The 18,070-nt window shown below is 49.9% G+C and carries 20 protein-coding genes; 15 read left to right on the top strand and 5 right to left on the bottom strand.

The genetic code is table 11. The features are described from left to right. Positions 1-151 precede the first annotated feature (151 nt). The 3 genes from gnd (at position 152) to gntK (ending at position 3,979) form a co-directional block, all read left to right on the top strand. The gene (gene gnd / locus KNP75_RS02020; RefSeq protein WP_215189555.1) at positions 152-1,036 is read left to right on the top strand and encodes a phosphogluconate dehydrogenase (NAD(+)-dependent, decarboxylating); all 885 of its coding nucleotides are present in this window, start codon (positions 152-154) and stop codon (positions 1,034-1,036) included. An 82-nt stretch (positions 1,037-1,118) separates the two neighbouring features. Continuing rightward, positions 1,119-2,462, top strand: coding sequence for a GntT/GntP/DsdX family permease (locus KNP75_RS02015; protein ID WP_214792320.1), 1,344 nt, complete (start codon positions 1,119-1,121; stop codon positions 2,460-2,462). A 17-nt stretch (positions 2,463-2,479) separates the two neighbouring features. Continuing rightward, on the top strand, positions 2,480-3,979 hold the full coding sequence (gntK, locus tag KNP75_RS02010; protein WP_353049014.1) for a gluconokinase: 1,500 nt from the start codon (positions 2,480-2,482) through the stop codon (positions 3,977-3,979). 36 nt (positions 3,980-4,015) lie between these two features. Here gntK and KNP75_RS02005 read toward each other — a convergent pair whose 3' ends face one another. Then, positions 4,016-4,534, bottom strand: a complete 519-nt coding sequence (locus KNP75_RS02005; RefSeq protein ID WP_215189550.1) for a dihydrofolate reductase family protein — start codon at positions 4,532-4,534, stop codon at positions 4,016-4,018. Between the two features lie 75 nt (positions 4,535-4,609). Between KNP75_RS02005 and KNP75_RS02000 the strand changes: the two genes are divergently transcribed. Both KNP75_RS02000 and KNP75_RS01995 read left to right on the top strand, forming a co-directional pair. Beyond that, positions 4,610-5,500, top strand: coding sequence for a helix-turn-helix transcriptional regulator (locus tag KNP75_RS02000; RefSeq protein ID WP_251128172.1), 891 nt, complete (start codon positions 4,610-4,612; stop codon positions 5,498-5,500). An 84-nt stretch (positions 5,501-5,584) separates the two neighbouring features. Beyond that, on the top strand, positions 5,585-5,854 hold the full coding sequence (locus KNP75_RS01995) for a hypothetical protein (protein WP_215189546.1): 270 nt from the start codon (positions 5,585-5,587) through the stop codon (positions 5,852-5,854). 51 nt (positions 5,855-5,905) lie between these two features. On the opposite strand, the gene KNP75_RS01990 is transcribed toward KNP75_RS01995, so the two are convergent. Next, positions 5,906-7,459 (bottom strand): PTS transporter subunit EIIC, encoded by a 1,554-nt coding sequence (locus tag KNP75_RS01990; protein ID WP_215189544.1) that lies wholly within the window; start codon positions 7,457-7,459, stop codon positions 5,906-5,908. A 71-nt stretch (positions 7,460-7,530) separates the two neighbouring features. Continuing rightward, on the bottom strand, positions 7,531-8,880 hold the full coding sequence (locus KNP75_RS01985) for a 6-phospho-alpha-glucosidase (protein WP_215189542.1): 1,350 nt from the start codon (positions 8,878-8,880) through the stop codon (positions 7,531-7,533). A 146-nt stretch (positions 8,881-9,026) separates the two neighbouring features. Here KNP75_RS01985 and KNP75_RS01980 point away from each other — a divergent pair, with 146 nt between their 5' ends. Then, on the top strand, positions 9,027-9,746 hold the full coding sequence (locus KNP75_RS01980) for a GntR family transcriptional regulator (protein ID WP_029594765.1): 720 nt from the start codon (positions 9,027-9,029) through the stop codon (positions 9,744-9,746). Positions 9,747-9,784: 38 nt separating this feature from the next. On the opposite strand, the gene KNP75_RS01975 is transcribed toward KNP75_RS01980, so the two are convergent. Next, complete coding sequence (locus KNP75_RS01975; protein ID WP_215189540.1) at positions 9,785-10,192, bottom strand: Lrp/AsnC family transcriptional regulator; 408 nt, start codon at positions 10,190-10,192, stop codon at positions 9,785-9,787. A gap of 118 nt (positions 10,193-10,310) precedes the next feature. On the opposite strand from KNP75_RS01975, the gene KNP75_RS01970 reads away from it, so the two are divergent. Both KNP75_RS01970 and KNP75_RS01965 read left to right on the top strand, forming a co-directional pair. After that, the gene (locus tag KNP75_RS01970) at positions 10,311-11,069 is read left to right on the top strand and encodes an MBL fold metallo-hydrolase (protein WP_215189538.1); all 759 of its coding nucleotides are present in this window, start codon (positions 10,311-10,313) and stop codon (positions 11,067-11,069) included. A gap of 129 nt (positions 11,070-11,198) precedes the next feature. Continuing rightward, positions 11,199-11,915, top strand: a complete 717-nt coding sequence (locus KNP75_RS01965) for a polysaccharide deacetylase family protein (protein ID WP_215189536.1) — start codon at positions 11,199-11,201, stop codon at positions 11,913-11,915. Positions 11,916-11,951: 36 nt separating this feature from the next. On the opposite strand, the gene KNP75_RS01960 is transcribed toward KNP75_RS01965, so the two are convergent. Further along, positions 11,952-12,350, bottom strand: a complete 399-nt coding sequence (locus KNP75_RS01960; RefSeq protein WP_021066236.1) for a cytidine deaminase — start codon at positions 12,348-12,350, stop codon at positions 11,952-11,954. Positions 12,351-12,878: 528 nt separating this feature from the next. Here KNP75_RS01960 and KNP75_RS01955 point away from each other — a divergent pair. The 7 genes from KNP75_RS01955 (at position 12,879) to KNP75_RS01925 (ending at position 18,067) form a co-directional block, all read left to right on the top strand. Next, complete coding sequence (locus KNP75_RS01955; RefSeq protein ID WP_152567760.1) at positions 12,879-13,007, top strand: listeriolysin S family TOMM bacteriocin; 129 nt, start codon at positions 12,879-12,881, stop codon at positions 13,005-13,007. Positions 13,008-13,073: 66 nt separating this feature from the next. Next, a complete protein-coding gene (locus KNP75_RS01950) occupies positions 13,074-13,931 on the top strand; it encodes an ATP-binding cassette domain-containing protein (protein ID WP_034779095.1) in 858 nt (285 codons plus the stop codon). Then, on the top strand, positions 13,931-14,677 hold the full coding sequence (locus KNP75_RS01945) for an ABC transporter permease (RefSeq protein WP_034779098.1): 747 nt from the start codon (positions 13,931-13,933) through the stop codon (positions 14,675-14,677). Before KNP75_RS01950 ends, KNP75_RS01945 begins: the two co-directional genes overlap by 1 nt. Further along, complete coding sequence (locus KNP75_RS01940; protein ID WP_215189534.1) at positions 14,674-14,955, top strand: LlsX family protein; 282 nt, start codon at positions 14,674-14,676, stop codon at positions 14,953-14,955. The genes KNP75_RS01945 and KNP75_RS01940 overlap by 4 nt, the downstream gene beginning before the upstream one ends. Next, complete coding sequence (locus KNP75_RS01935; RefSeq protein ID WP_034779101.1) at positions 14,955-15,830, top strand: SagB family peptide dehydrogenase; 876 nt, start codon at positions 14,955-14,957, stop codon at positions 15,828-15,830. The genes KNP75_RS01940 and KNP75_RS01935 overlap by 1 nt, the downstream gene beginning before the upstream one ends. A 3-nt stretch (positions 15,831-15,833) precedes the next feature. Beyond that, positions 15,834-16,745: a hypothetical protein gene (locus tag KNP75_RS01930; RefSeq protein ID WP_215189532.1), complete on the top strand. Its 912-nt coding sequence runs from the start codon at positions 15,834-15,836 to the stop codon at positions 16,743-16,745. Beyond that, a complete protein-coding gene (locus tag KNP75_RS01925; protein WP_034779105.1) occupies positions 16,745-18,067 on the top strand; it encodes a YcaO-like family protein in 1,323 nt (440 codons plus the stop codon). Before KNP75_RS01930 ends, KNP75_RS01925 begins: the two co-directional genes overlap by 1 nt. Positions 18,068-18,070 lie beyond the last annotated feature (3 nt).

The following is an 18,070-nucleotide window of genomic DNA, read 5'->3' as shown; positions in this document are numbered from 1 at the left end:
CCACCTATACATATTCAATCGTCCCGCCTTGTTTATAGGTGGGACGTTTTCGTGTAAAAAAGAATAAAATTCCGCAATCTCTATTGAAAATCGAATTTAATTTGATATTATAGTGGAGAGATGGAAAAAAATTCGATTTAGAGGTGACGATATGCAAATCGGTTTGATTGGATTAGGCAAGATGGGATACAACTTGGCGCTCAACTTGAGCGACCACGGTCATACGGTCGTCGGGACGGACGCCGGGAACGTCGAGGCGACATCGAAGTTTGAGATCGTGTCGACGCTCGAAAACGTCATCAACTCGCTCGAGACGCCACGCGTCGTCTGGGCGATGGTGCCGGCCGGTGACATCACCGAGACCGTGCTAGCAGAACTCCTTGAGAAGCTAGAGCCGGGTGACATCGTCATCGACGGTGGCAACTCGAACTACAAGCTGTCGGTCGCACGCGCCGAACAGTTCAGCGCCAAAGGCATCGCCTTCTTCGACTGCGGGACGAGCGGCGGCACGGAAGGCGCCCGTAACGGCGCCTGCACGATGGTCGGCGGAGACGCCGACGCCTGGCCGACGATCGAGCCGATCTTCAAAGACCTCTCGGTCGAGAACGGCTACTTGTACACGGGACCGGCCGGCAGCGGCCACTTTCTGAAGATGATTCACAACGGCATCGAGTACGGCATGATGCAGGCGATCGCCGAAGGGTTCGACATCTTGGAGAAGAGCCCGTTCGATTACGATTACGAACAAGTCGCCCGCGTCTGGAACCACGGATCGGTCGTCCGCTCATGGCTCATGGAACTCACTGAGAACGCGTTCTCGAAAGACGCGAAACTCGACGACATCCGCGGCGTCATGCATTCCTCAGGGGAAGGAAAATGGACGGTCGAGACGGCGCTCGAGTTGCAGGCGGCGGCCCCGGTCATCGCTATGTCGCTCATGATGCGCTATCGCTCACTCGAGGACGACACGTTCTCAGGGAAAGTCGTCGCCGCACTCCGTAACGAGTTCGGAGGACACGCGGTCGTCAAGAAATAACCGCAAGGAAAAGGTCAGGGGTGGCCTTTTCCTTTGGTAATATTTGTAAACGGTTACACATAAGGTAAAGGGGGAAATACATATGTCGGGTTCGACACTCATTTTAATTGCGGTCGCAGGGATTTTCTTGCTCTTATTCTTGGTCATGCGGACGAAGCTTCACGCGTTCGTCTCACTTCTCCTCGTCAGTCTACTCGTCGGGATTGCGGCCGGCATGCCGCTCGGGGACGTCATCGCCTCGATTCAGAACGGGATGGGCGGCACGCTCGGCTTCGTCGCCGTCGTCGTCGGTCTCGGAGCCATGTTCGGGAAGATGTTAGAAGTATCGGGTGGCGCGGAACGCCTCGCCCAGACGCTCGTCAATAAGTTCGGCGAAGACAAGGCGCAATGGGCGCTCGCCATCACCGGCTTCATCGTCGCCGTGCCGGTCTTCTTCGACGTCGGTTTCATCATTCTCGTGCCAATTGTCTACGGTCTCGCCAAAAAGACGGGCCGCTCGCTCCTCTACTACGGGATTCCGCTGCTTGCAGGTCTCGCTGTCACGCACAGTTTCATCCCGCCGACACCAGGTCCGATCGCCGTCGCCAACTTGATTGGGGCCGAGCTCGGCTGGGTCATCTTGTTTGGGGTCATCGCCGGGATTCCGGCCGCAATTTTGGCCGGTCCGGTTTTCGGAAAATATATCGCGAACAAGATTCAAGTCAACATTCCAGACTATATGGAATTCGAAGAGATCGACACGTCGAAAGAGCTGCCTAGCTTCAAGATGATCGTCTCGCTCATCTCGATTCCGCTCGTGTTGATTCTCGCGAACACGTTGTCTGCCGTCTTATTAGAAGAAGGAAACAGCATCCGCACGTTCTTCACGTTCATGGGTCACCCGTTCGTCGCCTTGACGCTCGCGACGTTGCTCACGTTCATCTTCCTCGGCACACGCCGCGGCTATACGCGTGACGAAGTGCAAGAGATTGCGACGAAAGCGCTCGAACCGGCCGGGATCATCATTCTCGTCACCGGTGCCGGTGGCGTGTTCAAACAAGTGTTGATCGACTCAGGTGTCGGTGACGTACTCGGGGAAATGATGGCCGGGTCACCGCTGCCGGCCATCGTGCTCGCCTTCTTGATCGCGACCGTTGTCCGTGTCGCCCAAGGTTCGGCGACCGTCTCGATGGTCACGGCGGCAGGACTCATCACGCCGCTTCTCGAAATCCAGAATATCACCGGTGCCGCGCTCGGCCTCATCGTCATCGCAATCGCCTCTGGTGCGACCGTCTTGTCTCACGTCAACGACTCAGGGTTCTGGCTCGTCAACCGCTACTTCGGGCTTGACGTGAAAGACACGCTCAAGTCGTGGACCGTCATGGAAACGATTATCGGATTGACCGGCTTCGCGGTCGTCTTCTTGATCAGCTTGTTCATTATTTAAGTTAGGAAGTGATGTGTGTGTACACCATTGGCGTCGATATCGGGACGACGAGCACGAAAGCCGTCCTGTTCCATAACCAGCAGCAACTCGCGGTACATAACGTGTTGTACCCGCTCCTCACCCCGGACACGGAGACGGCCGAGCAAGACCCGGTCGTCATCTACGGGGCCGTGCTCGAGGCGATTTCGGCCGTCCGTGCCAGAGCCGACGGGCCGATCCGCTTCGCCGCGTTCAGTTCGGCGATGCACAGCCTGATCGCGCTCGATGCGTCAGGTCGCCCGCTCACCCACAGCATCACCTGGGCCGATAGCCGGGCCAACCCGTATACGCAAGAGATCAAACGCGACTTTGACGCGAGCGCGCTCCATATGCGCACCGGCACCCCGGTCCATCCGATGGCCCCGCTGTCGAAGCTGCGTTGGTTGAAGGCTGAACATCCGGACGTGTTCCAGCAGGCGGCCAAGTTCGTCTCCATCAAAGAGTACGTCTTCTATCGCTTGACCGGTCGCTTCGTCATTGACCATTCAATCGCCTCGGCGACAGGGCTGTTCAATTTGAAGAACTGCGACTGGGACGCTGAGGCGCTCGACGTCGCCGGCGTCACACCCGAGCAACTGTCCGAGCTCGTGCCGACGACCGAGATTTTAACGCTCAAATCGGATGTTGTTGAGACGCTCGGCTGGGACTTCCCGCTCGTCATCGGGGCGAGCGACGGGGTGTTATCGAACCTCGGGGTTGGGGCGTTCGAACAAGGTGTCGTCGCCGTCACGATCGGGACGAGCGGGGCCATCCGCACGGTCGTTCGTGAACCGGTCGAGGACCCGAAAGGACGCATCTTCTGTTATGCCTTGACCGACAAGCATTGGGTCATCGGCGGACCGGTCAATAACGGCGGCATCATCCTACGCTGGCTCCGCGACGAGTTCGCGGCGAGCGAGGTTGAGACGGCGAAACGCCTCGGGATGGATGCCTATGACGTATTGACGCGCATCGCCGAGACGGTCAAACCGGGCTCAGACGGTCTATTGTTCCACCCGTACTTGATGGGTGAACGGGCCCCGCTCTGGGACTCGAACGCACGCGGTTCGTTCTTCGGCTTGAGTATCCACCACAAGCGCGAGCACTTCATCCGCTCGGTGTTAGAAGGCGTCATCTTCAACTTGTATACGGTTATGCTGGCGCTCGACGAGTTGACGGGCGCACCGAACCGGATTCATGCGACGGGCGGCTTCGCCCAGTCGAGCCTGTGGCGTCAGATGATGGCCGACATCTTCGATACGCCGGTCGTCGTGCCGGAGAGTCATGAGAGCTCGTGTCTCGGTGCGGTCATGCTCGGCGAGTATGCGTTCGGCGACATCGACGACTTCACGGCCGTGCCGCAAGTGACCCATGAGCATACGCCAAACCATGAAGCGACAACGATTTACCGGGAGTTGCTGCCGATTTATATCCGGCTCTCTCGTCATCTCGCGGAAGAGTATGAGGCGATTGCCGCGTTTCAGCGGAAGCATGTATAGGAAGAGGCCGAGTTCATCGTGAACTCGGCCTTTCGTTTACCGCTCGTACGTCACCATAACGAACTGTCCAGATGCACGTTGACTCGTCAGTCTCAACTTCGTCTCTTTCGTGCCTTCTGGGAACAGCGGGATCCCTTCCCCAAGAATCACCGGGGCGATGGCAATCTCATAGCTGTCGATCAAGTCGTGCTCCATCGCCGCCTTGATGACCTCGCCTCCCCCAACGAGCCAGATGTCCCCGTCGACGTCTTGCTTCAATCGTTCGACGAGCTGCTCGATCGGCTCATCCGTGAATGTGACGTGCTCGGCTTCCCGGTCCGGGCTGCGTGTCAAAATGTAGTTCGGAATCTTGTCATACGGATAACCGTCCGGCTCAAGCACGAGCACTTCCTCGTACGTCTTCCGCCCCATGATGACGGCACCGACCCTCTGAAAGAAGTCGGCGTAGCCGTTGTCCCCCTCCCCCTCGACCGCGAACAACCAATCGAGTTGGTCGTTCGTTCGGGCAATTTTTCCATCTAAACTCGTCGCGATATATAAGACGACGTTTGCCATGATGAATTCCTCCTTGATTCGTGATACATTCAGCTTACTTGATAAACACGACAAAATATGACGGGAATGGATGAGATGAAAAAGCGACATCTTCACTTGATTCGACTATTGAATCGCGGGCGACGGTTCACGGCGAACGAACTCGCTCTTGAGACGGGTGCCTCGGCCCGGACAATTCAGCGCGATATGCTGACGCTCGAAGAACTTGGCTATCCGATTTGGAGCGTCCCCGGCACGGGCGGCGGTTATGAGATGTTGCCGAATCGGTTGTTGCCACCGCTCCAGCTCCGGGAACAGGAAGCGGTCGCGCTCTACCTCACCCTCAAATGGATGGAACAAATCCCGGACGTGCCGTTCGGTAACATGCGGGACACGCTGTCCGACTGGTACGTGAACGAATTGCCGCACGACCTCGAGACGAAAATCGATCGGCTCGAAAAGAACATCCTCTGGCTCGGGAACAAGACCGTCCCATCGGCGCCGTTCACGAAAGACATCTATCGTGCCGTCGATCAACGACGGAACATCGAGATGACATACGCCACGACGAAAGGCAGCCGCACGTTCACTGTCGCGCCGGTCGGGATGGCGCTCCTCGATTTGAAATGGTACGTATTCGGTCTCTCGGATTACGGCCTGCGCCAATATCGCATCGACCGGATTGAAGCGATGCGCCTGCTCGATGAGACGTTCGAAGCGGACGACTTGGCGACGCTCCTCGAGGCGACTGACGAACGAAGCGGCGTGACCGTTCGGCTCAAGCTCACCCCGCTCGGCCGCCGTCTGCTTGAAGACGTATTACCCGATATCGGGGATAAGAATGAGTGGGACGTGCCGAAAGCCGAGCTCTCGTTCTTGTCGCGGCAATTGCTCGCGGCCGGAGCGGAAGTCGAGGTCGTCGAGCCGATTGAATTACGGGAAATGATGCGGGAGCAAGCGGAACGGCTTTGGGACCGGTATCGTTAATCAAATCGATGCTTTGTCCTCATGTAAGAATTGTCTTTATATGGTAATATGAGTCCATATTGCTACATGTAAAGGAGCGTTCGCATGACCAAGCTATCGTTTTCAAAATTATTTGTCTCAATCAGTGTCATCTCATTGTTCGCTATCATGGTGTACCTTAACGTCTCGACGCTCGAACTGAACGAGACGATCGGTTCAGGGCTGTTCTACTTGAAAGGCTATTATGAGGAAGGCAACATGATCGTCACCGAGCAAGGGATTGGCGTCATCACGCTGCCGCTCGCTATCGGTCTCGTCGCTTCGACACTCATCAAAAGCGCTCAATTTTATCGTGCCTCGTCGGTTATGAACTAACCTTCTCATCTCGGACAAAGAGCCCAACCGTAAATCGGTTGAGCTCTTTTTTCAATTCGCTTGGTCCATCTCTTTATGCAGTTTGAGCAACTCATTCTTGTACAAATCCGAGCGTCCTCCAAAGATGGCCTGGATGTTATTTTTCACTTTCACGACCCCGGCTGCCCCGAGTGCCTTCAACTCGTCCTCATCGATTTGGGACACATCTTTCAATTCGACACGAAGACGTGTGAAACAGGCATCGATATCGATGATGTTGTCACGGCCACCGAGCGCCTCTTGAATGGCAAGTGCCGTCGTTTGGATTGATATCTTTCCTGATTTCTTTTCATTGTAGTCTTTGCGGGTAAACAGTTTCGTCTCTTGTCCCCCTCGGCCCGGCGTCGCCAAGTTCCATTTTTTAATCGCGAACGTGAAGATGCCGTAATAGACGAAGAAGAATCCGGCCCCAACGACGAGGTTCATCCACCAGCGCGGCGTCCCTGGCAACACATTCACCAAGACATAGTCAATCAATCCCGAGCCACCGGCCCAGCCGATATGGGCGTCAAGAGCGTACATGAGCGCAAACGACACCCCTGTCAACACACTGTGCACAACGTAAAGGAGTGGTGCAATGAATAAGAACGTGAACTCGATCGGTTCCGTGATCCCGGTCAAGAACGCCGTCCCAGCCGCTGCGAGCAAGAGACCACGCACGACGGGACGCTTGTCCGGGTCGGCCTGACGGTACATGGCGAACGCCGCTCCAAGAAGACCGAACATGACGATCGGGAACTTGCCGGCCATAAAGCGTCCGGCCGTCACGTCGACACCTTCTGCGATTTGAGCGAGGAAAATATATTGGTCCCCGCTCACAATCGAACCGCCAACCGTCGCCGTGCCGCCAAGTGACGTCCATAAGAACGGTGCGTACCAGATGTGATGTAATCCGGTCGGAATCAATAACCGTTCGAGCATTCCGTATAACCCGACGTAAGCCGGATTCGTCGCATCACTCGCGATGACATTCGCCATCGCTGTGAGGCCGGTCTGAATCGGCGGCCAAATGAGCATCATAAAGAAACCGAGCAAGATGGAGAAGAATACCATGACGATACCGACCGAACGATCTCCGGCGAAAAAGCCGAGCATCTCTGGCGGGTTGAACGTGTGGAATTTTTTATACACCCAGACCGCAAGCAAGCCGACCGCGATCCCACCGAGCACACCCGTCTCAAGTGACGGGATACCGAGCAACATGCCGTACTCCCCGCTCTCCGCCGCCATTTCTGGTGTGATCCCAAGGGCAATCGAGATCGTCGTGTTCATGATGACGTAGCCGACGAGTGCGGCAAGTGCCGCAATTCCCGACCCGCCGGACAGACCAACCGCGACGCCAATCGCAAAGATGATTGGCAAGTTGGCGAAGATACTCAACCCGATTTGAAGCATCCCGGCACTGATCGCTTCGACCGTCCCGTTCTGTAAAAACGTCCAACTTTCTGCAAGCGGACCTGTTAGCGCCGCGCCGAGACCAAGTAAAATACCGGCCGCCGGCAAGAGCGCGACTGGTACCATGAGCGCCTTCCCGAATTTTTGAAATACCCCGAACCATTGACTCATTTGATTCACTCCTCATGTGTAAGCGTTATCAATTCACAAAACGAACAAAGGGGAATAACTCCCCTTCGTCTTTAGCGTGCGATCGTCTCCCGTTGTTTGAGGGCCGGCCAATAGTTTTCGTTCTCGTTAATCAAATCGTCAAGGATTTGACGGGCGACCGGCGCATCGACGACGGTCCGGTTGAGCGTGAGTGCCTGGAGTGCCTTTTCATAGCTGTTCTCGAAATAGGCGTCGACGACGAGCTGTTCGTAGGCGAGCTGTCCTTCAATCATCCCTTTGTAGAAGCGAGGAATGTGTCCGACAGCGAACGGCTTCGGTCCACGGTTCGTGAGCATCGCCGGCACTTCGACCATCGCATCATCCGGCAAGTTAGCGATGATGCCGTCGTTCTTCACCATGACGATGAAGATGTCGCCATTGTTGTAGGCGAGTGACGCTGCGACGCGAATCATGTAGCAACCGTGGATGTCGACTTCAAGATGCACGTTCTCAAGTGAGTCGTCAGCGATGATTTGATCGCACATCGAGAAGACACGTTGTTGGCGGCCGTTGATGACTTGACGGGCCCGCGTGTTCTCTACGTCTTCCTTCTCCGCCATGTCGGACGGATACAAATAATACTGAAGGTACGTGTTCGGCAAGTATTCCGGGAAGTCGGTGAGCATCTTCTCGACTTGCTTGAACGTCTTGATCCAAGATGGGTCGTTTGCGATCTCTGAGTCTTCTGGGATAAACCCGTCCTCTAAGATGGCGCGCTTGATGTCTTCCGTCAATTCGTTGCCTTCTTTGTCATAGATGCCTGTGAACCAACCGAAGTGGTTGAGGCCGAAGTATTCCGGCACGAGATCCCAAATTTCTTTGCCAAGAATCTTCGCGTAGCTCACCATGATTGCGGCCGGCATGTCACAGATATTCAAAATCTTTTTGTCATTCGGGTAGGCACGCTTCAACGCCTCGGCGACGATTGCGGCCGGGTTCGTATAATTTAAGATCCAACCGTCCGGTGAGCCTTGGCGGATGTCTGCGACGAGATCAATCATGTCCCCAATCGACCGCATCCCGTACGACATCCCACCCGGTCCACACGTCTCTTGTCCAACCACGCCGTGACGGAGCGGAATCTGTTCATCTTTCTCGCGCATCTCCAGGCCGCCCGTTCGAATTTGAACGAAGAAGAAGTCCTTGTCGCGGAAGGCGTATTCTTTGTCCGTCGTATACTCGAACAGCTCGAGCTCTGGGTAATGCTCACGCAAGATGATTTCAGTCGCTTTGGCGACACGCTCCTGGCGCTCACCATCCGTATCGTAAAACGTGATTGAACGTAGTGGGAAGTGAGCTTTCTCTTCAATCAAGCTCATAATCATACCGATTGTGTACGTGCTGCCGCCACCGACGACGACGAGGCGTTGTCCTTGTTTCATGTGTGCGTTCCCCTTTCGGATACATATCTTATTGATTACAATACAAATTTAATACATATTATTTTAAACGTCAACAATATTTTTGAAAACGTTTTACTTTGTGTATACTAGAAGTATGAATTCAGGTCGAAATCGGAGGGTCAGTCATGAAAGCAAAATCACCGCTCTACCAACAAGTCGCCCACAAAATGCGCACGTTTATCGAGTCCGGCACTTGGGCGCCCGGTGAGGCGATCCCGACCGAGGCTCAACTCGTCGAAGAGTTCAGCGTCAGTCGAGTGACTGTCCGGCAGGCGGTCAAATTGCTCCAAGAGGAAGGTCTCTTATGGAAACGACAGGGCAGCGGCACATACGTCCAGTCCGAAAAGATTGAACACAACATGTACGAATTAAAAAGCTTCACGGAAGACATGAAACGAGAAGGGAAAGAAGTGACGAACAAAGTACTCACCTTCACGTTGCAACCACCGAGTGAGAAAGTGCGAGAGGCACTCGAACTCGAAGATGGCGAGCTCGTCTTCTACGTGAGGCGCCAACGATTCGCAGACGGCGAACCGCTCATCGTCGAGGACACATACTTGCCGCTAAAGCTGTTCCCCGACTTGACGTACGAAGTGATGTCGCAATCGAAGTACGCCTATATCGAAGAAGTCAAACAGTTCAAGATTGCGGACAGCGTTCAAGAGTTCATCCCGGTGCTCCCGACAAAAGAGATTGCCGAGATGCTCGGAGTGAGTGAACGAACGCCCGTACTCAAAGTCGAACTCTATTCGTTTCTTATGGATGGCAGTCGGTTTGAGTTCACAGAAACGTATTTCAAGAGTGAAGAATACCGCTTCATCATCCGCGCCGGACGAAGACATTAAAAAGGACCTGTGAATCACAGCGATTCACAGGTCCTTCGTCAGTTAATGACGATCGACAACTTATAATTGACGAACTTGCTGAGCCCGTCCAAAAAGGCGTTCAGTTCTTGGTTCGACGGGAATCGGCACTCCAAGACGTAACAGCCGTCCCCGCTCACCTTGTAGTTATTGCGGACGTACGGCCGGTGCTCCTCGAGGAACATGAGATACGGGTCGTGGAACGTGCTCGACGTAAAGATGGTGATCATCGTGTGAACCGGTAACCCGAGCTTGTCCTCGTTCACGCGAATCGTATATCCTTCGATGATGCCGAGGTCTTCGAGCTTCTTGACGCGCGTCGCCGTCGCCTGCCCGGTCAAGTGCACGTGTGCCCCGAGTTCTTTCATCGTTATCCGGCTGTTCGCCTGTAGCGCCTCGATGATGAGGCGGTCTGTTGGATCGAGCATAGGTGACTCCTTTCACGATTCAAGCCAATCCGTCCAAACACTTGATTCGTGTTATGTATGAAACGACGGCTGCTTGTTAGACTGTACATACATTATAGCTAAAAGGAGAGATTTTTCTATGCACGTGCAACTGATCCGTAATGCCACACTACGCGTTGAATACGCCGGAAAGACGTTCCTCATCGACCCATTCCTCGGGGAGAAGGGCGCCTATCCCCCGTTCCCGAACTCGGCACGGCAAGACGCTAATCCATTGGCCGACCTGCCAATCGCGATCGATGACATTCTGACAGGCATCGACGCCGTCATCTTGACCCACCTGCACCTTGACCACTACGACGAGGTCGCCAAACAAGTTCTGCCGAAAGCGATCCCGCTGTTCGTGCAAAACGAGGACGATTTGACTGTCATCGAAGGCGACGGCTTCACGAACGTGACCGTGTTGAGCGACACGACAGCATTCGAAGGAATCAGACTCACGAAGACAGCCGGGGAGCACGGTCGCGGTCCGATTTTAGAAATGGCCGGTCTCGTGTGCGGTGTCGTCTTCACCCACCCTACGGAACAGACGCTCTATGTCGCCGGGGACACGGTCTGGTATGACGAAGTCGCTAAGACGATTCAAGCGCATCAACCAGCAGTCATCGTCGTCAACGCCGGGGACAACCAGTTCGTCGAAGGCGGGTCGCTCGTCATGAACGAAGAGGACGTCCGCCATGTGCATGAGGCGGCTCCGTCGGCGACGATTATCGCGGTCCACATGGAAGCGGTCAATCATTGGAAGTTGTCGCGTCCTGACTTACGTGCCTATGCGGCATCACACAACTTCGCCGATCAACTCATCGTTCCAGAAGACGGCGAGACGATTTCACGCTAACGAAATAACGGCCCTGACCTTTCACGTCAGGGCCGTTTTTAGCTTCATCTTTGAATCCATTTTGTGGTATTCTATGCTTCATACCGATGCCATGTCACCCGTTTTTTGCCTCGAGGGAGTTTTGTGAGAATGAAGAAACGCGTCATTTTGCTCATGTCCATCTTTTTGTTAATCAGCTCCCTGTCCCAGGCGGCAATCCCGAAACCGAAAGCCTATAACGACCGCAGTCTCATCTATTTGACGCTCGATGACGGGCCGAATCGGAAGACGGGAGCGTTGCTTGACGTCTTGAAGAGGCATCGGGTGAAGGCGACCTTCTTCATCCTTGGGAAGAACATCGAGGGGAATGAGCACCTCATCCGACGCATCGTCGCTGAAGGCCATCTTATCGCCTTGCATGGGATGACACACGTGCGCGAGGAGTTTTACGCGTCGCCGATGACGGCCGTGCGTCAGATGAAGGACGTGCAACGTCTCATTTATGAAGCGACCGGTATCCATACGAACATGGCCCGTACGATTTACGGTAGTGACGCAGGCATGACGCCTGCGCACTGGCAAGCGATGGACGAGGCCGGTTTTGAGATTTGGGATTGGAACGTCGGCAGTCTCGATCACATCTATAAGAAAGACAACGCCCCGATCGAGCAGCGTGTGTTCAATCGGCTCGAGGCGAATTACGAGATGAATATTGCGTCCATCATCTTGGCACACGATCACTCGATGACACCGCAAGCGCTCGATACGATTATCCGCTATGCGAAAGAACGCAATTATGAGTTCCGGACGTTAGAAGGGGTACATCCCCCGTACAACTTTTTCAATCCGGGGGAACCGAATCAATAAAGAATGCCCCGCATCGATGGATGCGGGGCATTACTATTACATCTCTAACTCTGTGAACGCGAGCGGGACGAGTTCTTCAAGCGTCACTTCTTTCACGTCGGCGTTGCCGTTCGTGAGCAACACTTTGAAGTCCGGGTCGCCGAACTCGACGAGCACTTGGCGACAGATGCTGCATGGCGGCAAGAAGTCGACCGTGTCACCTGACACCGCGACGGCTTCGAAGTCACCTTTTTTATAACCTTGCGCGACCGCTGTGAAGATGGCCGTACGCTCGGCACAGTTCGTCGCACCGAACGAGACGTTCTCGACGTTGACGCCGTCGATGACCGTTCCGTCCTTCATGAGAAGCGCCGCTCCGACACGGAAGTTCGAATATGGGGAGTAGGCGTTCTCTTTCACTTGACGGGCACGCTCGACTAATTGTTGTTGGTTCATGGGATCATGTTCCTCTCTGACTCATAATGAACTGATGCCAGTTCCCGGCCTCTCTTTTTTGGGCAGGATTTTTAGCATACACCTCAAGCGATAGAGAAGTCAATGAAATTTTGAAAGCGGTCACAATATTTCATCCCCATAGCGGATTGAAAAGGTGACGCACAGATCTACCCACAAGAGGTTGTCCTATGACTTATGATTCAAATCGTTTTTTCCTTTTAATATCTTTGAGCTGTATTTCCCTAAATAACAAATCGTATTTCGGAGCCAAGGTTAAAATTGAATTCATTTGTCGTTTACTTTTTTGAAAAATAACCAGCTAATAAAATAGAAATTATGTTCATATTTATGATTTTCATGTGCTTAGTAACGATTTTTTAGACTTCAATATGACATTTGTCACACCTATACAAATTGCATAGGTCTATTACATCAATTCCATTTTTTTCTTTATTTACGGTTGATTACCAATATCATCATATTCAATAATTAAATTGCCACGTGAGCTTCTAGTCAGGAGGAACCATCATGAAAATCAAACATCAAGCTTCAAGTAATTACTCTGAGATGTCGAATGGCTCAGAAACAATGCATTATGCTGCAGGTTCATGCTCTTGTTCATGTTCTTGCTCATGTTCATGTTCTTCATCTGCTTAATTGTTATGTACGCTCCAGGAATACTCTGTATTCCTGGATACATTTTTTAAAAAAGGAGCCCATACTTTGAACACTGCTATCTCCATTAAAGATTTAGTTGTTGAAAGGCCATCAAAAAAAATTCTCGATTTTATTGGCCAAGAAATTGAGATTCCTTCAGGTAGTGTAGTCGCCGTGCTCGGAGAAAACGGAGCGGGAAAAACTACACTGATTGAGGCCCTATTGGGTGAAATACCTTTTGATGGTAGTGTGACACCCCAAATCCACCCTACAGAAGTCGGCATCGTCTTTCAAAAAAATATGTACAATGACATGTTGAAAGTATACGAATTGATTGAACTTGTAACCAACTACAAGCGACGTGATGAGGCATATTCTCGACTAATCCATTCCTATGAACTCGAGTGGCTCGCAGACCGCTACATAAAAGATTTGTCTGGTGGAGAAGCACAACGTCTAACGCTCGCACTTACCTCTACACGGAATAATTCCTACTATATCTTTGATGAGATCACCTCAGGACTAGACTTCAAGAAACGTGAGAAGCTCTTGGCCAATATAAAAGAGTTTACTCGAGGTAAGACGGTTTTGCACGTCACACATTACTTTGAAGAATTAGTAGATTGGGCGACTCACTTATTGATTCTAAAAGACGGTAAAATCAGATTCTTTGGAGTCGTCTCAGTTTTTGAAGACGTTTATTCGCATCACTCTATCATCAAAATTATGGACGGCAAGCGAGAATTTCTTGATTCGATTGAATTAGAGACAATCAAGATGGAGGATTCCCTTGGTTTAATCATTGAAAGTCACAATCAGGAATCTGACTGGTTACGTAAGGTGCAACAACAAAACCTTGATTTCACCATTCTCAAGCAAAACTTGTACACCTCATTCTTGCTGTGTAGTGAAAGGACAAATTGATGCTTACTCATTTGAAATTGAGCTTGAAAATGCAGCTCAGAATCCCAATCTCGATTTTCTTCTCCTTGGTGTTTCCTATTCTTATGTTAACGATTATGGTTGTGTCATATGGGAATTTCTCCATCGGGAACGGATATCGATTTGTTGATAAGTATTTTTTAATCAGTACGGCAATCGGACTGATTCCTATTGCTTTCATCAGCTTTCCGATTTGGGTGGGAGAAAGTATTGGGAATGACAGCTTGAAGCGACTAAAATTTTTCGGGGTCAATATTCGTAGTCTATTGATTGCGGACTTACTATCCTATATCGTACTGGCCCTAACGAGTATTTTATTTAACATTCTAGTTGCTACGGTTTTCTTTGATTTGAACCTTCCGACAATGGCACACCTTTTTAGTTACTTGTTACATACTATGTACCTGATGCTAGGCTTGTTCTTGTTTGGACTCGTTCTCGCTCTTTATGTGAGAAATACCAAGCTATTGTTGCCGTTGGGGATGATTTTACTTTTTTCGATCTATATGTTCATTGGTGTATTCGTTCCATTTAACGAGCTCCCATCACCACTCAGAAACATAGCGGAATTTCTACCAGTCAAATATCTAGCGAACGACTTTTTTAAAATTTGGACGAATGATTCACTCATCAATAAAACCTTCCTTGGAGTAAACACAGTATGGATATTCATCGCTAGTGGACTTGTCGTAGTTAAAACTATCTGGAATCGAGGAGATATTATATGAATAAACAGGCACTAAGAGTCACTTTAGAGATTGCTGTAGGAATGATTGCTTCGGCGGTGCTATTTTATTTTGTCATCCGTTTCGGGTACACAGAAGCCGCTGCTAATAATGGTGCAATCACTTTCTTAGGCTTAGAAATCTTTAGTTTCGAGAATGGTACAGAGACTCCCAATACGAACAACATGATGTTACTTGGCGTCGTGTCATCTCTATTGTTTGTCGTCCTCGGGGAGCTCATGTTTGGTCGTAAGAAAAAGACGTCTAGGAGAGCAGCATAATGATTCATATCAAAAATAAGGGTTTACTGCATGAACACACTGTTCTCTTGAACGATTCGTCCAATCTTTCGAATCGCGATAACAAACACCTCTATACGCAAATCTTGCAGGGAAATGCAGAATCCCCGATGATTTCTTATCTAATGAACCTAAACAAACAGGGCTTGAATGACTTTAAAAGTATCGCCAAATTCAACGAACTAAACATTTCTGCCATGTACGGGGACTCGATAAAGTATGAGGAGATTATTGACGGAACAACCATCTTTTTACCTCAAAAGAAATTTAAGAAAATCAAAGAATCTTTCTCTTCTATCATTTTGAAGCGAAGATCTGGACGACGGTTTCATCACTTTGAAATGTCTATCGATACACTCAGCCACCTATTGAAGTATGCATTCGGTTTATCAGATGTCTTCCTCCCAGGCGCGAGGGAGGGGAAGCATCGAATGTACTCTTCTGGAGGTGCTCTATATCCCATCTCCGTTTACTTGTATATCAACAACGTAGAGGGATTATCCAACGGCTTCTATAAATACCAACCAGGTTCACATACGCTTGCCCCTGTTAATACTGAGACAATCAACACTGCCGATTTCTTTGCTGGCTCGGGAATGGATATGCCAAACTCTTGCTTCAGTTTATTTTTCAGGTATGACATCAACCGAAACTACGTTAAATATGGTGAGCTTTCACTGCTCAATTCGTTTGTAGAGGTAGGCGTCATGTCTCATAATTTTGACTTGGTCGCTACGTCCCTCGGATTCGTATCTTGCCCGGTCGCCGGATTCAATAAAAATCTTATCGAGACCGCTTTGCATCTAGATCAAGTAAACGAGCACATCATCTTCTCAAGTATCTGTGGAAAGGAATAATATATGAAAACTTTTATCTACCCACCCTCTTTAAGGGTCATCAATAACCAACATGAATATATCCTCCATAAAGGGGTCCTTCATCGAGATGAGCTCACCATCGATAAAGAAGAGAGTAGTACTCGCTTCATAGAGGACTTTAATCGCTTTATTACGGACCGTCATATCACACTCAGTGAACACTCGGATACGTTTGAAGATTTCATACTTTTGAACCGAATGGGCTACATCGATCAAAAAATTAACCGGCCAGAAAACATTCTTGTTTTGGTCGAAGATTCAATTCATGAGTCTACCTTCACACAATTCTCTGAGTTGGCCCGTGTTGAAAAACTTTCGACCATTCTATCCAAAGACTTGGTTAAAACGTTCATGGAAGAAAAAAAGAGACATTCACTTGAAGAAAAGACGGAATATTCCGTTAATTTTCTACGTGACTTTGATTCGGTATATATGATCGATTCAATGGCCAACCTTAATCGACTTCGTGCCTTTAATCGCCTCATGAACTTGGCAAACCTACAGAATACTATCGCAACTTATGATAATGAACATATTTTCATTACAGCCATTCACCACGGAGAGACCGGCTGCTTTGAGTGTTTAGAAAAAAATATCGTCACACGATTCGGATATCCAGAATATCCCATTGAATCCGACTATGAATCAACCCCAAAATCCGCTGAACTGAATATCATCACAGGAATCATTCAAAAAGAGCTAGAGAATATCAATATTTACGAACGTAGTTCTCTACTTGGGAATGTGCAACATTTTCACCTTCAGAACTATGAATATTCCTTTAACACAAATCGTGTTCATGTGAGTTGTCCTTCATGTGCCGAGATGAAGAACATCCAATTTAAAGAGCAAACCTTACGCTCGATTAACATTTTGGAAGGAATTCTACAGTAATGATCACAGTATATAATGACATCAACTATAACCGAACCCGTCAATCACTTCTTGGTGGAACCGTGACCGGATTATGGAACAAGAATTCGTTCTTCCTGGGGTGTAACTCGCATCCCGTTCCACAGTATTTTTATATGACTTCAAACTACACAGATTTCTCAAAAGTCATCGAGGGCGCACCTCGGGACGTCAACTACCACTTGAGTGGATATGGGACCACGTATAATGAATCTTTGGTCAGTTTTTTAGGGGAAAGTGCAGAACGGTTCTCCTTCGCTACAATGTATGCAGCCTATAAAGATAGAATCGTGAACGCTTCTTTTGTAGAACTTACCAAAGCATATCCAACCGCATTGATTTGTGATTTAGATTTGATCAATGTTTACTTTACACGAGAAGATGTGGCCCATTTCATCTCTGATGAGGACGTATTGCAATGGGTGCCAATGATTTCTTTGTTCGATCCAAAAACAACTGTGTTCATCCCTCTTCAGATGGTAGTGATGTATGAGAAAACCCTTTTCGAGAACGAGAAAAGGGTCAATAATAGTGCGGTCTCAACGGGTACCGCCTGTCATGAGTCGTTTCCTCAGGCCTTAGAGAATAGTATCAGTGAGCTCTTACAAATTGATTCACTCAATCTTTGGTGGTACGGGGGGCATACGGCACCAAAGGTAGAGGTGAACATCGAGGATATTCTGACTAAATATTTCTCGAGTCAACAAAAAGCCGTCAAGATGTTCCTCTCACACTTCGATGTCAGGTTCTTAGACATTTCCTATGACAAGCCTTTACATATTGTCGTATGTGAAATCACGACTAAGAATCCTGCGTCACCTTTACCTAAATACGTCGTCGGCTCTCAAGCATCTTCTTCAATGGAGACAGCGGTTTACCGCAGCTTCTTCGAGTGTATGACAGTTGTAGAGTATGCATTGAACGTCTCTTGGATGGATACCGATAAATTTAAAAAAATGACTGGTTCACCTGATAAACAAGATATTGACAATCTCGATGACAATGTCATTTACTACGCAAAATACGGACGCCCTGTTCTAAAGCATCAACCAGTCTCACAATTTAGTCATCAAAATAAAGCGTCCGATTTATCTGACTTAATTCGCCAGACACAGTCTTTATCAAAATTCGCCTGTTATCTACCGATTTCATCATCCGAGTTCCAACATTTGAACTTAGAGGTCGTGAAAGTCATTACACCAGAACTTCTCCCGATTTCACTTCCTTCTTATCCGCCATTCCATCATCCGCGTTTCAAACAGACAGGAGGGATTCACAATAGAATTCCCCATCCTTTGGCGTAGTAT

It is taken from the genome of Exiguobacterium sp. s6 (assembly GCF_018618155.1).
GTDB classification, from domain to species: Bacteria; Bacillota; Bacilli; order Exiguobacteriales; family Exiguobacteriaceae; genus Exiguobacterium; species Exiguobacterium mexicanum_A.
The sequence above is the reverse complement of the archived record's forward strand: the minus strand, read 5'-3'. Positions and strand labels throughout refer to the sequence as shown.

Coding starts and splice junctions, on each gene's coding strand:
- gnd (WP_215189555.1), top strand. CDS start 152: ATGCAAATCGGTTTGATTGGATTAGGCAAGATGGGATACAACTTGGCG.
- KNP75_RS02015 (WP_214792320.1), top strand. CDS start 1,119: ATGTCGGGTTCGACACTCATTTTAATTGCGGTCGCAGGGATTTTCTTG.
- KNP75_RS02005 (WP_215189550.1), bottom strand. CDS start 4,534: ATGGCAAACGTCGTCTTATATATCGCGACGAGTTTAGATGGAAAAATT.
- KNP75_RS02000 (WP_251128172.1), top strand. CDS start 4,610: ATGAAAAAGCGACATCTTCACTTGATTCGACTATTGAATCGCGGGCGA.
- KNP75_RS01995 (WP_215189546.1), top strand. CDS start 5,585: ATGACCAAGCTATCGTTTTCAAAATTATTTGTCTCAATCAGTGTCATC.
- KNP75_RS01990 (WP_215189544.1), bottom strand. CDS start 7,459: ATGAGTCAATGGTTCGGGGTATTTCAAAAATTCGGGAAGGCGCTCATG.
- KNP75_RS01985 (WP_215189542.1), bottom strand. CDS start 8,880: ATGAAACAAGGACAACGCCTCGTCGTCGTCGGTGGCGGCAGCACGTAC.
- KNP75_RS01980 (WP_029594765.1), top strand. CDS start 9,027: ATGAAAGCAAAATCACCGCTCTACCAACAAGTCGCCCACAAAATGCGC.
- KNP75_RS01975 (WP_215189540.1), bottom strand. CDS start 10,192: ATGCTCGATCCAACAGACCGCCTCATCATCGAGGCGCTACAGGCGAAC.
- KNP75_RS01970 (WP_215189538.1), top strand. CDS start 10,311: ATGCACGTGCAACTGATCCGTAATGCCACACTACGCGTTGAATACGCC.
- KNP75_RS01965 (WP_215189536.1), top strand. CDS start 11,199: ATGAAGAAACGCGTCATTTTGCTCATGTCCATCTTTTTGTTAATCAGC.
- KNP75_RS01960 (WP_021066236.1), bottom strand. CDS start 12,350: ATGAACCAACAACAATTAGTCGAGCGTGCCCGTCAAGTGAAAGAGAAC.
- KNP75_RS01955 (WP_152567760.1), top strand. CDS start 12,879: ATGAAAATCAAACATCAAGCTTCAAGTAATTACTCTGAGATGTCGAAT.
- KNP75_RS01945 (WP_034779098.1), top strand. CDS start 13,931: ATGCTTACTCATTTGAAATTGAGCTTGAAAATGCAGCTCAGAATCCCA.
- KNP75_RS01940 (WP_215189534.1), top strand. CDS start 14,674: ATGAATAAACAGGCACTAAGAGTCACTTTAGAGATTGCTGTAGGAATG.
- KNP75_RS01935 (WP_034779101.1), top strand. CDS start 14,955: ATGATTCATATCAAAAATAAGGGTTTACTGCATGAACACACTGTTCTC.
- KNP75_RS01930 (WP_215189532.1), top strand. CDS start 15,834: ATGAAAACTTTTATCTACCCACCCTCTTTAAGGGTCATCAATAACCAA.
- KNP75_RS01925 (WP_034779105.1), top strand. CDS start 16,745: ATGATCACAGTATATAATGACATCAACTATAACCGAACCCGTCAATCA.